Source organism: Parasediminibacterium sp. HNIBRBA5674, assembly GCF_056745525.1.
Genome location: NZ_JBQWIE010000027.1, coordinates 1 through 14755 on the forward strand (window position 1 = coordinate 1; position 14755 = coordinate 14755).

The 14755-nt window shown below is 35.9% G+C and carries 10 protein-coding genes; all 10 read left to right on the plus strand.

The features are described 5' to 3' along the window. Positions 1–1697: DUF5722 domain-containing protein (locus tag ACT9TX_RS13340; RefSeq protein WP_481338895.1), on the plus strand; the 1697-nt coding region annotated here is incomplete at its 5' end. Positions 1698–1841: 144 nt separating this feature from the next. Next, positions 1842–2912: an endo-1,4-beta-xylanase gene (locus tag ACT9TX_RS13345; protein ID WP_481338897.1), complete on the plus strand. Its 1071-nt coding sequence runs from the start codon at positions 1842–1844 to the stop codon at positions 2910–2912. Between the two features lie 44 nt (positions 2913–2956). Beyond that, positions 2957–4399: a sulfatase family protein gene (locus tag ACT9TX_RS13350; protein WP_481338899.1), complete on the plus strand. Its 1443-nt coding sequence runs from the start codon at positions 2957–2959 to the stop codon at positions 4397–4399. A gap of 9 nt (positions 4400–4408) precedes the next feature. Then, complete coding sequence (locus tag ACT9TX_RS13355) at positions 4409–5797, plus strand: amylo-alpha-1,6-glucosidase (RefSeq protein WP_481338901.1); 1389 nt, start codon at positions 4409–4411, stop codon at positions 5795–5797. A 47-nt stretch (positions 5798–5844) separates the two neighbouring features. Then, complete coding sequence (locus tag ACT9TX_RS13360) at positions 5845–7428, plus strand: arylsulfatase (RefSeq protein ID WP_481338903.1); 1584 nt, start codon at positions 5845–5847, stop codon at positions 7426–7428. 12 nt (positions 7429–7440) lie between these two features. Further along, entirely contained in the window at positions 7441–8904 is a 1464-nt protein-coding gene (locus tag ACT9TX_RS13365) for a sulfatase family protein (RefSeq protein WP_481338905.1), read from the plus strand. Positions 8905–8961: 57 nt separating this feature from the next. Next, positions 8962–10641, plus strand: coding sequence for a TIM barrel protein (locus ACT9TX_RS13370; RefSeq protein ID WP_481338907.1), 1680 nt, complete (start codon positions 8962–8964; stop codon positions 10639–10641). Positions 10642–10681: 40 nt separating this feature from the next. Beyond that, positions 10682–11038 (plus strand): hypothetical protein, encoded by a 357-nt coding sequence (locus ACT9TX_RS13375; protein WP_481338909.1) that lies wholly within the window; start codon positions 10682–10684, stop codon positions 11036–11038. A gap of 134 nt (positions 11039–11172) precedes the next feature. Continuing rightward, the gene (locus ACT9TX_RS13380) at positions 11173–14289 is read left to right on the plus strand and encodes a family 78 glycoside hydrolase catalytic domain (RefSeq protein WP_481338911.1); all 3117 of its coding nucleotides are present in this window, start codon (positions 11173–11175) and stop codon (positions 14287–14289) included. Between the two features lie 50 nt (positions 14290–14339). After that, on the plus strand, positions 14340–14702 hold the full coding sequence (locus ACT9TX_RS13385) for a hypothetical protein (protein ID WP_481338913.1): 363 nt from the start codon (positions 14340–14342) through the stop codon (positions 14700–14702). Positions 14703–14755 lie beyond the last annotated feature (53 nt).

A 14755-nucleotide genomic window follows, 5' to 3' on the forward strand; every position in this document is an offset into this window, starting at 1 on the left:
GTACTAGAACAGATGTGAAATGCCAAATCCGCAACATCAGGTTGAGGCCAATGAATGAAAAGGAAAAGGTATTAGCAGCGAACAGAGAAAAGAAATTGCAGCAAGAAGCCGCAATAGAAGTTCGTTTCAAAAACTATTTATCTAAAACATACGCTTCAGAAATTACACAAGTAACTGTGGCCGATGAAATGATTGTTATAAAAGGCAACACTTCTAATTTAAGTAATGTTTATTTGTGTGAGATAGCCCCTTATGAAGACGTTACTGAAAAGGTTTCTGTGGACAAGAAACTTACTATTACTACTAATATTTTTGAAAAAAGGATTGCACGATTTGTAAAAAAGGATAGCATTTTGTACGATAGGTTATTATCTAAATGGGTGCTGGTAGAGAGAAAAAATAATGCTTACGACTTAATAAGTCATGCACATTATCCTGATAGTATAAAACCTTTATACAATTTACCAAGAGAAGTAGCAGCTGGTAAAAAAGGTATTGGCGGTTTTAGTGCAAATCGTGGACACACTAGCGATTTAGATGAACTAAGTATTACGAGTGCCACCGTAAATATCTGGTTCACTAAATTCATGTTTACTAAGCCAGCCATTGGCCGTATTGAACATGTGTACAACGGTAAATCGTACTATTTTAACCAAAAAAATGTAGCAGAATTTGATTCTACGTTTTTAGCTACAAGCCGCAGAGGTATTGTAACAGCAGCTATTTTATTAGTAGATAAAGCAGAGAAATGTCCTGATCCTGAAATTGGCAGACTGCTGCAACATCCTGACATGGATCCAGCTGGTATTTATAGTATGCCTAATATGACTAATGCTGCAAGTGTAGATTGTTATGCAGCGGCATTAGATTTTTTAGCAAGCCGATATAGTAGACCTGATAAGAAGTATGGCCGCCTTAATCATTGGATAATGCACAACGAAGTAGATGCTGGCTGGGAATGGACAAATATGGGCGAGAAAACCGCTAGCCTTTTCATGGATGCCTATTTAAAATCAATGAGAATGTGTTACGCCATTGCTCGAAAATATAATCCTTACTCAGAAGTTTTTATAACACTTACACATTACTGGGCTTGGACGTCGCATCCTCGTTTTTATCCGTCAAAAGATTTAATGGAAATATTACTGCAATATACCAAAGCAGAGGGTGATTTTGAGTGGGCTATGGCACAGCATCCTTACCCACAATCATTGTTCGAGCCTAAAACTTGGTTAGATAGTCAAGTAAACTATACATTCAATTCGCAGCTCATAACATTTAAAAATTTAGAGGTTTTAAATGCATGGATAAAACTTCCAGAAGTTCTGTATAAGGGTAAAAAGAAACGTACGCTATGGTTGTCTGAAAATGGAACCAATTCAAGATCCTACTCTAAAGAAGATTTAGACAATCAAGCCGCTGGTTTTGCTTATACGTGGAAAAAAATGCAAGTGTTGGATGGTATTGATGGTTTTCAATGGCATAATTGGATGGACAACAGAAGTGAGGGTGGATTAAGAATTGGGCTTCGTCGTTTTCCTGATGATGAAACAGCACCAAGTGGTCCAAAGCCAGTTTGGTATGTATTTAAAGCTGCTGATACTAATAATGAAGCCGTGGTTTTTGATCAGTATAAAAAAATAATTGGTATTAAAGATTGGGACGAAATTAGAAATAAAAGTATTATTAAGCGATAAATGTTATAAATATTATAAATATTTTTGAAACTTACTTTTTTAAAAAATATCAAGTATGAGAATGCTATAGCCATAGGTCTTTATCGTATAGTAAGAAATATATAAGTATGCAGATTAAATATCAATCAAAATAAACGCAATAACATGTTTAATAGTTTGTATAAGATACTTGTCGCTACATGGTTATTTGTAATAATTGTTTTGTCTCAAAATGTTACTCTATCTGCACAAGCCTTACGTGAATTGGCAAATTCAAAAGGAAAGTTTATAGGCTGTGCAGCAAATAGTGCTATATTCTACGCAGCTTCACCCGAAGCTATAACGTATAAAAAAATTTTAGCGGAAGAGTTTAATATGATAGTTGCTGAAAATGAAATGAAAATGGGTAGCATATTGTTATCAAAAAATAATTATAACTGGACAAAAGCAGATTCTTTGGTAGCATTTGCTAATCAACATCAAATGCGTTTAAGAGGCCATACCTTGGTGTGGCACAATCAATTACCAGCTTTTATTTCATCTCACCCAACCGATTTTACCAGAACAAGCTTATTGGCAGAAATGAAGCAGCATATTCATAAGCTTGTTAGTAGGTATAATGGCCAAATAAAAGAATGGGATGTAGTAAATGAAGCATTGACAGATTCTAGAAATGGCAGTCTTAGAACGAATAGTATTTGGGCAAAAATTATTGGTAACGATTATATCGATTCGGCATTTGTATATGCTCATCAAGCAGATAGTTCAGCAGATTTATACTACAACGATTATAATATAGAATTCAATTTCAACTCAAAAACTAAAGCATTAATTGCACTAATGCAAAAGCTAAAGCAAAATAATATTCCAATTAGTGGCGTTGGATTGCAAATGCATTCAAGTTATAACATATCTGATTCTGAGATATCTAATGTTTTGAAACTTGTAAATATTCTGGCTAGTATGAATTTGAAAGTGGCTTTTACAGAGGTTGACTTGGGTATCCCAAAAGACAGCGTTAATGAGGCTACTTTGAAAATACAGGCAGCTTCATATTCTAAACTGGCTAGAGTTTTTATTGAAAACAAAGCCATTAAATCCATGATTTTTTGGGGCTTTACAGATAAATACACTTGGCTTACATATAGGCCACAACCAAAAGAACAACCCTTATTGTTTGATAATAATTATAAAAAGAAGCCAGCGTATTTCTTTTTGTTAGAGGCAATGAAATAATTACTTTAAATATTAAAAATTCAGTCACTTCAATTCGTATTAAGATGATAAAAAAAATTAGCTTTCCATTTGGAATTATTTTATTAATAACTATCCTAGCCTTTAAGGTTAATAAAAAGCCAGAAAAGAAACCAATGAACATCTTGTTTTTACTGGCCGATGATTTACGTTGGAACTCGCTGCATTGCACTGGTACGAGCTTTTTAATAACCCCTAATATTGATGCTATTGCAGCTCAAGGTATTACGTTTAAAAATGCTTGTGTAACTACGCCAATCTGTTGCTGCAGCCGAGCTTCATTACTTACTGGCCAATATATGAGCCGCAATGGTGTGCGAGATTTTGCCACCCAAATACCTGCCACCACTTTTATCAATACTTATCCTGGTGCTTTGCGTAGTGCAGGCTATTACACAGGTTTTGTAGGCAAGTACGGTGTTGGTGACATTAGAGCCGAAGACTTTGATTTTTCAGCTATTTCTGGGGGTAAACATTGGTTTCCAGTGCACCCCGAATTACAAGTACCCAAACTTAATAAAAACGGCAAACCAATACCTAATTTGCGCATCATTGGCGATTCAATTCACATTACTGACCGTAATGCCGACGATGCTATCGGATTTTTAAAATCAAGACCTAAAGGTAAACCCTTTAATCTTTCTGTAAGCTTTTTTGCACCACATGCCGAGGATACGCATCCAGATCAATATCGTTATAAACCATCTTCTGAGAAATATTATCAAAACATCAATATTCCAGTATCCGAAACTGCAACACAAGAAGCCTTAAATGCTTTGCCACCCTTTCTTTCAAACGAAAAAAATGGCGGCCGTATTCGCTGGCATTGGCGGTTTGATACACCCGAAAAATACCAGAAATACATGAAGGCCTATTACCGATTGGTTACCGATATGGATGCGGCTGTAGGTAGAATTATTGAAGAATTAAAAGCAGAAGGCGAATATGAAAATACCTTAATAGTATTCATGGGCGATAATGGCTATTTCCATAGCGATCATCAATTAGCAGATAAATGGTACCCTTATGAAGAATCTATTCGTGTACCATTAATCATTTACGACCCACGTTTGCCTGCTTCTTCAAGGGGTAAGTCTAACAATGAGTTTGCTTTAAATATTGATATTGCCCCAACTATTTTGGCTGCTGCTGGTGTGGCAAAACCAAGTGTTATTCAGGGCGAAGATTTATCGCCATTGTATCTTTCTAAAAATAAAAATTTGCTTTGGCGACAAGATTTTTTTGTAGAGCATCCTGTAATTGGAAGTAGTAATTTTATACCAGCTTCAGAAGCATTGGTTACTCACCAAGAGAAATACATCAACTGGCCATCTTACAAATACGAAGAATATTTTAATCTGAAGACAGATGTTAAGGAACTGCACAATGGGTTTAATGAACCAGAAAATCAAACAAAAATTGCTGCCTTAAAAAAACGTTTCGAATTGTTAAAAGCGAAGGCTAAATAATTTTATACCATGAAATATAAACATTATATACTTTTACTCTGCATTGCTATTATTGCTAACATAGCCAATGCTCAAGGCACTTTTACTGATACTGTGTTTAAAAAATATAGCATTAATAATCCGCAAGATTTTATTAATCGCTTAACGGAGGTAAATCTTGATATTGCTGAAAAAGGAATTATTTTATACGAGCCAGATAATAGAAAATTGCTTACAGGCTATGCATATAACGAAATGTACGATTGGGATTTGTACTTCGAAAATATATATATGAGCTACTATGGCGTTAGCGATTTTTGCTTTTCAAATCTTAAAAGTTTTTTAGGTCAGCAAGCCACTAACGGCTTCGTTTCTAGAACCTTGGTTGATAGAAGAGAAAGGCAACATTTTAAACCTTTTTTTGCACAAATAGCTTTGTTGGGGTCGCAACAAACGGGCAATTATAGTTGGTTAGAAGAACGAGCAGATAGAGGACTTAAACAACTAGGTCCGGTATTTAAAAATGTATCCTATTACGATCAAATTGCATTAAGTATTGAGTACTGGACACACTACTGCGATTTTGATAAAAACGGCTTGCCAGTTTGGAATAGTTCTGACCATTCTGGTATGGATAATCAAATATCAAGAGCAGGTAAATTAGATGCGTTTCGTTTTGAAGGTGTAGATCTTGCTTGCTATGTGTATAGAGAATTATTAGCCATGAAAATATTAGCAGATAAACTTGGTAAAGCCAATGATAGTAGAGCTTTTGATGCGAAAGCTAAAAGCCTAGCGAGTAAAATTAACACCATTTTCTGGGACGAAAAAGATGGTTTTTATTACGACCGTGATGAATATACTGGCAAACTTGTTAAAGTAAAATCGGTTGCTGGTTTTATGCCTTTATGGGTTGGTATTGCTTCGCCTAAAAGGGCAGAGCGTTTGGTAAAAGAGCACCTTACTAATACCAGAGAATTTTGGACAGAATATCCTGTGGCTGGTTATGCTAAAACAGAACCAGATTATAACAATGCCGTAAAAGATTGGGGTTGCAATTGGCGTGGTACCACTTGGATACCTACTAATTATATGATTATGCATGGGTTGCTTGATTATGGCTATAAAAATATAGCCCAGCAATTAGCCCAAAAAACACTTGACCTCGTGTATAAAAAAAATGAAGTAACCCGTGAGTATTACAATGGCGAAACCGCTGTCGGGCTTGGCTTGAAGCGCTTTTGGGGCTGGTCAGCATTGGGTTATTTAATGCCTTTTGAATTAGAGACGAATTACAACCCGATGCAGTTAAATCGCCCAAATAAAATTACAGCAATTGGCACGGATATGTTAGGCATTAAATTTTTAGAGTCAACCAAGCCAATTATGCACATTAATAAACGGTTGAATATTAAGTAGGAATTCGCAAAGATTGCAAATCATTTTTTGCAATAAATAAACGCAATATGAAACAAACAATAGTGGCTATAATGATTGCAATAGCAGCATTCATCAATGTTTCGGCCCAAGTACAAAATAGTAAACCTAATATAATTTGTATTGTGGCAGATGATTTAGGCTATAGTGACATTGGCTGTTATGGTGGTGAAATAAACACACCAAATTTAAACAAGTTAGCAAATGAAGGGGTGCGTTTAAGCAACATGCACAATGCAAGTATGTGTGTGTTGTCTCGTACATCTTTACTAAGTGGTAAATGGTGGCCTACAGTAGGTAGTGGGTTACGTAAAGGAAGTACTGTAGCAGAAGAATTAAAGAGTGCTGGTTACCGAACAGGTATTGTGGGCAAGTGGCATTTACAAGGCGAGCCAAATGATAAAGGATTTGATTATTTTTTTGGTTTTTTGGGTGGATTTTCCGGCTATTATAGTGGTGGTAAAGATTATAGAGAAAACAAGATTCCCTTCACAGATTTTGGAAAGGATTACTACAGTACAGATGCCTTTACTAATAAAGCTATAGAATTTATAAAACCGAATAAAGACGAGGCTAACCCAAAGCCATTCTTTTTGTATTTAGCCTACCAAAGTCCTCACAATCCATTGCAAGCACCTAAGGATGATGTGATGAAATACCGTGGTAAATATTTAAAAGGATGGCAAGCTATAAGAGAAGCCAGAATAAAAAATCAAATCAAATTTGGGGTTGTTAAAGCCGGTACCGCTTTAGTAGATTATCCTCAAAATTTGCCTAATTGGGAAACGCTAACGCCTGAGCAAAAAGACTTAGAAGATTTACGCATGAGTGTATATGCAGCCATGGTAGAAAAAATGGATAATGGTATTGGTAAGTTAATGAATGCACTTAAAGAAAATGGACAAGCAAACAACACCATGATACTTTTTTTAAGTGATAATGGTAACGACCCATTTTCTTCAACAAGTGAAAATATGTTAAAGAAAGGTATTTTGCCTGGCGAAGAAGGCGGTAACTGGCAAATAGGTATGGGATGGGCTTATGCAGGCGTTACACCTTATAGGCTATACAAAATCAGCCAACATGGTGGTGGAGTTACTACAGGTGCTATTGCATGGTATCCATCGCTAATAAAGCAAATGGGAAAAATTGATGCAAGTCCATTGCATGTAGTAGATATTATGCCAACATTTTTAAACATTGCCAATGCAAAAAAGTCAAGTATGTCAGGGTTATCAGGGCAATCATTTTTACCTGTTTTAAAAGGCGAAGGCTTTGTAAGAAAAGGGCCGATGTTTTTTCAGTTTGAAGACAATAGAGCTATTAGAACAGATAAATGGTGTCTCACAGAAGTAGATGGTAATGGCTGGGAATTGTATAATATTATAACCGATGCTTTAGAAACAAATGACATCTCAAAACAAAACCCAAAAGTAGTAGATGAGCTAGCTGCTACTTGGTTTAACTGGTGGAAAACTGAGGGTAATAAAACCAGTTACGAACCTAAAAGTACAAAAGTAAGTGAACACTACAGCCCACAAGGCGACCGAGGTTCTGGCAAAATATATCAGCCATCGGCTATGCCCATTGAGTTATCAAAACGCTTTAAATAATTGAATTAAAATATGAAACAGAGTAAATTTTTTAGAAAAATCATTTTTGTTAGTTTAATAGGATGTTGTTTATCGGTAAATGCACAACAAACAAGAAAGCCCAATATTATTGTAATTCTGGCCGATGATATGGGCTACGCAGATATTGGTGTGCAAGGCTCAGTAACTGATATTAAAACGCCAAATATAGATTCGCTTGCAAATGCAGGAACAAGGTTTAAAAATGGCTATGTAACTGCACCACAATGTTCACCATCAAGGGCTGGTCTAATTACTGGTAGATACCAGCAACGTTTTGGTTTTGATGAGATACCTACGGGTCCATTGCCATTAGACCAAATAACCCTTGCAGATAGACTTAAAAAAGTAGGCTATAGAACTGGTATGGTGGGTAAATGGCACTTAGATCCAAATGTAGTCACCACAAAGTGGGCAAAAATTTTTATGCCCGATGCTGTAGTAACCAATGGTAGGCTTTCAGGCGTGCCATTGGCCAAAAGAATTCCTTATCTGCCCGGTAACAGGGGGTTTGATGAGTTTTATACAGGCGAGGTGAACGATTATTACACCAATTTTAACATAGAAGATAAGACCTTGGCTAACGAAGCAAAAATGGTAAAGCCCACTGGCTTCAGGATTGATTTACAAACAGAGGCCGCTAAGCAATTTATACAACGCCAAAAGACCGAGCCATTTTTTCTATACATCGGTTATTATGGCCCGCATGTACCACTTGAGGCTACTAAAAAATACTTAGATCGTTTTCCTGAAAATATGCCCACAAGACGGCGTTATGCACTGGCAATGATTGCGGCTATTGATGATGGTGTGGGTGAGCTGTGCAGTACTTTAAAAGCAATGGGTATTGATAAAAATACCATCATCATTTTTACAAGTGATAATGGTGCACCGTTGGGGCTTACCAAGCAAGATGTGCCAATAAATGATGCTAGGGGCAATTGGGATGGATCATTAAATATTCCTCTTTTGGGCGAAAAAGGGATGCTAAGCGAAGGTGGTATTAAAGTACCTTTTATCATGTCGGGTGTTGGTATTCCAAAAGGTAAAGTATTTAACAACGCTATTTCTACATTGGATATTGTACCTACATGCCTTGCCGTTGCTGGTTCTGGCACTGATACATTGTTAGATGGTACTAATTTACTGCCTTATTTAACCAATAAAAAAGCAGCCAATCCACATGAAAGTATGTTCTGGCGTTTTTGGTCGCAAACGGCAGTTCGGTCGGGTAATTATAAGTTTTTAAACGCTGGTAATGCTGGCTCGTATTTGTTTGATTTAAGCAAAGACCCAGAAGAAAAAAATAACATCATTGCTCAGCAACCAGCCATAGCAAACCAGCTAAAAGCATCTTTAGAAACCTGGACCAAACAATTACAACCAGTAGGTATTCCTAACAACAATTTACGTGACCAAGAAGTTAATTGGTACAAATACTATTTAGAAAAAAAATAGTATTCGAAATACCCTATCATTTAAAAAAAATTTCATTAATAAATAAAAATAATGGTTTTGTTTAGTAAAAAAATAACGGCAGTTTTTATTGTATTTGGCCTATTATTTTGTGCAGTAAGTACACATGCACAAAAAGCTGCACCCCTTTTTGTGTACGACTTTGAGCTAAAACAGTACACTATTCCTCAGCGAGTTGCTTTTTTAGATAGTTTGGGTTTTGCTGGGCTTACTTTTCCTGTAAATAACAATAACGATTTTGCTACGCTTAATCAATATTTAGAAGCAGTAAACAGCAATAAAAAATTTTCAATATCAGCCGTATTTACAAGTTTTTCTTTTGCAGAAAATAACAAGAATAAAGATGTATGGCGAACATTGATAGATAAAATTCAAGGTAAAAATATAAAGCTTTGGGTAATATTTAACGGCGGCACGCCTACGCATCAACAGCTTATTGACTCTATAAAATCCATTGCTGCTTACACCCAAAATGCAGGGGTAGAAATGGTGATTTACCCACACGATAAAACCCTTATCTCAAGCATGGATTCTTCGGTGGCTTTAATAAAAGAAACCGGTTTAAGCAACGTTTTTACCAGCTTTCATTTGTGCCACGAGTTAAGAGCTGGTAATGCAAAAAAATTATTAGAAGTTGGTAGACGAAATGCCCCGTATATAAAAATAGCTACTATTTCGGGTGCCGATTATCTAGTGCCTTACCAACATACACCAGATTGGAGTGATGCCATTAAACCTTTGTACAAAGGTGATTTTGACACACAAGAATTTGTACAAGTATTGGCACAAATTGGGTTTACTGGGCCTACATTTTTGCACACATTTGGCATTAAAGAACCATCACCCCAAGAGCGTTTAAGTAAGTCGCTAACGAAGTGGAATGAGATGAGCAAAAACGTGGCAACTATAATGGCAACCGACATCACCAAAACTTTAGATGCACCAGAATCTGCTTATTTTGACAAAGGTTCTCAAGTATGGTACGTATCTAATTTGGGTGGTGGTTTTGTAACGCTAGAAAAAGATAACTATGGCTGGATTTCTAAGCTTGATACCAATGGTAAAATAATTAAAAGCCGTTGGGTACAAGGGTTAGATGCACCAACTGGCATTGCTTCCTATGGTAATAAACTGTACGTTGGCGATAGGGGTGTGCTAGTAGAAATCGATATTCCATCTGCAAAAATTATTCGTAGAATCCCTTTAGTAGGTTCGCAATTTGTAAATGATGTAGCGGCTGCGCCAAATGGTGATATTTATGTGTCAGATACATTTACCGATACCATTTATCGCCTACCACACAACGGTAAAATTGAAGTGTTTTATGCCTCTCATAAATTAGAATATCCCAATGGCTTGTGGGTAGATGGAGATGATTTAATTATTGCTACTTGGGGGCCAATGACCAATAGAGCCACTTTTGAAACTAGTAGAAAAGGCACTTTGAAAAAGCTGAATATTCAAACAAAAAAATTAGAAAATGTAGGTGCAGGTTTGCCCATTGCTAATATGGATGCAGTGGTTAAATATGGCAACTATTATTATGCATCAGACTGGGTTGGTGGCAGACTATTACGAATAGATGCAGCAGGTAAACAGAAAGTTATGTTGTCAGGCTTTAGCCAATTTGCTGATTTTGGAATTGATAGTCAGCGAGGTGTGCTTATGATGCCTGAAATGAGTACTAACAGGGTTTTCACCATTCAATTATCTAAATAAAATTTTTACAATTAAACCAATCACTTAAAAATTAAACCACATGAAAAAGGTAGTAGTAGTTATGGCATTATTTTTTGCCGTTGGCATTTCAAATGTTTCTGCACAAGACGCAGCAAAACCGAAAAAGGAACAATTTGGCTGGAACAAAAAGTACATGGATGAAATTGGTGTATCTGCCGATGTGCAAGCAAAAATTGAAGCTGTAAAAAAAGAAAATGATGCAGAATTAAAAGCTGTTAGAGAAAATGCAACATTAACACCAGAGCAAAAAAAGGAAGAATTAAAAGTCGTGAATTCTAAAAGACAAAAAGCAATTTCAGCATTATTGACACCAGAGCAGTTGGCTAAAAGAGATGAAATTGTGGCTCGCATTGCAAAGGCAAATGCAGCTATGTAATTTGAGTAATAGTTAAAAAGATACAGTAAAAATTTTAGTACCAGTATGCAAATCTTATTTACATACTGGTACTTATAAAATTTTGGGACTGCCGCTGAGATTAGTAATTTAATTGTTGCGTTAAATTGATGATAATGAGTTTTGATAGACGTAAATTTTTAAAAATAGCCACGAATGTTGCTGGTGTAGGTTTAGCAAATCATGTATTTGCAAGTAATTCATCAACAGATTTTTTTTTGGCAAATTTGAATGATAATTCGATTGGTGCAAGTAAGGAAAATTTACGTTGCGAGTTTATAAAATCGCCGTTAGGTATTGATGATTTGCAACCTAGTTTAACTTGGTTTATAGATGATAATAGGCGAAATGTTTTGCAATCATCTTATCGCATTTTAGTGGCCACTAATCCTCAAATATTAGCAGCTAATAAAGGTGATTTATGGGATAGTGGCGAGGTATTTTCTCAAGACTGTAACCTTATAAAATACAATGGTACACAGCTTCAATCTATGCAACAATGTTATTGGAAAGTTTTTATTAAAGCTACAGCAAATGGCAAGGTTGAATCTGCATGGTCTGATGTTGGTATGTGGGAAATGGGTTTGTTGCAACCAAAAGATTGGAAAGGTAGTTGGATACAGTCTGAAATAAATAAACCAGTTGATAACGAGGCAACACAACTGTGGGGTAAAATGACACTCATTCCTCATAAGTACAACAACTTTAAAAATAACCAATTACTGGCTGCATCTGCCTATAAAAAGGGGCAAGAAATGGTAAATAATGTATTACCAGCACCAATATTTAAAACATCGTTTAATGCTGCCAACACTATTAAAAAAGCAAGGTTGTACATATGCGGTGCTGGCTTTCAAGAAGCATTTATAAACGGGCTGCCAGTTAGCAATCGGATGCATGACACTAGCGTAACACATTACCCCGAAAGGGGCGGCTATACAACGCATGATGTTACAAATTTAATTAAGCAAGGCAATAATGTTATTGCTGTTACAGTGGGTTCTGGTTGGTTTCACGAAGTACTAGTTTGGGGCAATCCAAATAAAATTTTTGGAAAACCAGGATTAATGGCACAGCTTGAAATTGAATATACCAATGGAAAGCAACTTACTATTGCTACCAATAATAAATGGCAAACTGCGGTTGGGCCTATTATTAAAAGTGATTATTATGCTGGTGAATTATATGATGCGAGAAAGGCAGATATTGAAAATAAAGACATTGTTTGGACAAATGCTAAAGAAATAGCACCACTTATTCCAAAATTAACAGCCCAAAAGTGCGAGCCTGAAAGGGTAGTACGAAGAGTAAAACCAGTAGCTATTACAGAGCCAAGAAAAGGTGTTTATGTGGTAGACTTGGGTGAGCTTATTGTAGGTACAATAGAGCTAAATGTAAAAGCATCAAACGGCACTCCTGTAATTATGCGTACAGCAGAAGTTGTTTGGGGTGAAAAAAATGAAGGTAAAAATTTTAAAGCTGATTTATTACACTTTGATGATTTTGAAAACGATAAACCTATAAAAGGCATGATTGCATCAAAAGCTAGAGGTGGTGCATATTTTGCTTATGGCTTTAAAGCAGATATGATGGATAAGGCAATCCCAAGTTTTCATTTAGGTTGCCCAACTATTGTTTACATAGCAAAGGGCAGCACAAATGGTGAAATATATAGGCCGAGTTTTACCATCCACGCTTTTAGATATATTGAGATACAGGGACTTACTGCAAAACCCACTTTAGATATAGTAACGGGGCTAGTAATTACAAATGATAGTGATACTATCGGGTCATTTACTTGTGGCAATAAAGATTTCAATGATATATGGGAGGCAAGTATCAATTCTACGCGTTATAACACACACGGCATGAGTTGGGATAATTGTGTAGAGCGTCTGCAATCTCAGGTGTATAATGCTTGGTCTGCACCATTTATATCTTATATACTTCACTCGCCAAACCTTTGGAAAAAAATACTTGCCGATCAGCGTTTGCAAAATGTACTTACACCTGGTTCTGAAAAATTTACAGGCACAATTTATGGTAAGCGATTTTTTGCAGTGCCAGCAATGTACCCAGTAACACAAGGTGTAACAGTTGAACTGCCAATGGAATTATACATGAGATATGGCGATAAACAAGAGCTTGAAAATCATTATCCTCATATGAAAGCTTGGTGTAAAGCCATGTTTCCTGCCAACGATGGGGTAATTGCTTCCATTGCTACCATGGCTGCTTGGAACGATCATTTTTATGCTGAAGCATCTGATGACTGTGCTTGGCGGCCAGAATTAAATCAACCAGCTTTTATGAGTATGATGATGTATAAAAACATTATGGATACAATGAAAGTTGCTCAGGTTTTAAATAAAACCAACGATGTGGTTGACCTAGAGAATTTAGCGGGTAAAATAAAAAAATTAGTAAACAATACTTGGTACAACGCTACTAATAAAACCTATGGCTCTGCAAAAAATAAAAAAACACAACAAGTAGATGATAGTACAGGCTGGCATGGTATGATGGCCTTAGCCATTACTTGCGACATAGCACCTAAAGATGATGTACCAATGATTGTTTTAAATTGTATTAGAGACATGAAGGAAAAGTATAACAACCATCATGCTGCTGGTCATATTACACATCAATTACTTTACGATGTGTATAGTAATAATGGCCTGATAGAAACTTGTTACGATATGATGAATGCTAATTCTTATCCTAGTTTTAAATGGATATTGGCACAATCGGGCAGCCATACAATTTCAGAAGGACCAACTTCAGAAGATATGTTGCCATCTAAAACTACTGTAGCTCAGAACGAGTGTCAAGAGCCGGCACGCTGGTTTACACAAACTCTGTGTGGCATATCGCCAGACTTTAATGAGCCAGCGTTTAAACATATTTTTCTTCAACCTCAATTTCCAAAAAAATTACCATCTGCATCGTTAAAAACTACTACTGCTTATGGCAAATTAGAGAGCTCGTGGGTACAGAAAAATAATACTATAAATTGGAAAGTAGTAATACCAGTAAATAGTTATGCTACTGCTATTCTTCCTGTTTCTTTTAACAACGTTAAAGAAAATAATACCTTGTTAGAAAAGATAGAAGGATGTAAAATTCTAAATAAAAATGGGGCTAGTGTGCAGTTTGTCTTAGGTTCTGGCACTTACAACTTTACTTTTCCATCACCTCAAAATAAACCATCCTTATTAAGTAAACTAACATAATAATTTATCAATTGATTTCTATCCATTAATCACAACTTAAATATTGAATCATGAAAAAGACAGCAGTGTTATCAGTTTTACTTATGTTTTCTATTACATCTACTGTATTTGCACAAGATGATAAGCCCAAAGGAAAATACGAGAGGAATGAAAAATATTTAGATGAAGGCGGCTTGAGTGCAGAGCTACAAGTTAAAATTGAGAATGTTAAAAAAATAAATGACGAAAAGGTAAAAGCTGTAAATGCTGATAAGTTTATGCCAAAGATGCAAAAACAAGAACGATTAAAAGAATTAAAAATAGAACGAAAAAGAGAGATTGATGCATTGCTTGCTAGTGAAGATCCTGATAAGGATACACCTGCAAAAAAGAAAGGCAAAAAGAAAAAAGAAATGCCAGCATTACAATATTAGTGGGCCTTTGAATTGATAACCAATCGTGTTTTAGAAGCAATTTTAAAGCCGCT

What these genes read in the sequence shown, in the direction of transcription:
- ACT9TX_RS13345 (WP_481338897.1), top strand. Translation starts at nt 1,842, where the DNA reads ATGTTTAATAGTTTGTATAAGATACTTGTCGCTACATGGTTATTTGTA.
- ACT9TX_RS13350 (WP_481338899.1), top strand. Translation starts at nt 2,957, where the DNA reads ATGATAAAAAAAATTAGCTTTCCATTTGGAATTATTTTATTAATAACT.
- ACT9TX_RS13355 (WP_481338901.1), top strand. Translation starts at nt 4,409, where the DNA reads ATGAAATATAAACATTATATACTTTTACTCTGCATTGCTATTATTGCT.
- ACT9TX_RS13360 (WP_481338903.1), top strand. Translation starts at nt 5,845, where the DNA reads ATGAAACAAACAATAGTGGCTATAATGATTGCAATAGCAGCATTCATC.
- ACT9TX_RS13365 (WP_481338905.1), top strand. Translation starts at nt 7,441, where the DNA reads ATGAAACAGAGTAAATTTTTTAGAAAAATCATTTTTGTTAGTTTAATA.
- ACT9TX_RS13375 (WP_481338909.1), top strand. Translation starts at nt 10,682, where the DNA reads ATGAAAAAGGTAGTAGTAGTTATGGCATTATTTTTTGCCGTTGGCATT.
- ACT9TX_RS13380 (WP_481338911.1), top strand. Translation starts at nt 11,173, where the DNA reads ATGAGTTTTGATAGACGTAAATTTTTAAAAATAGCCACGAATGTTGCT.
- ACT9TX_RS13385 (WP_481338913.1), top strand. Translation starts at nt 14,340, where the DNA reads ATGAAAAAGACAGCAGTGTTATCAGTTTTACTTATGTTTTCTATTACA.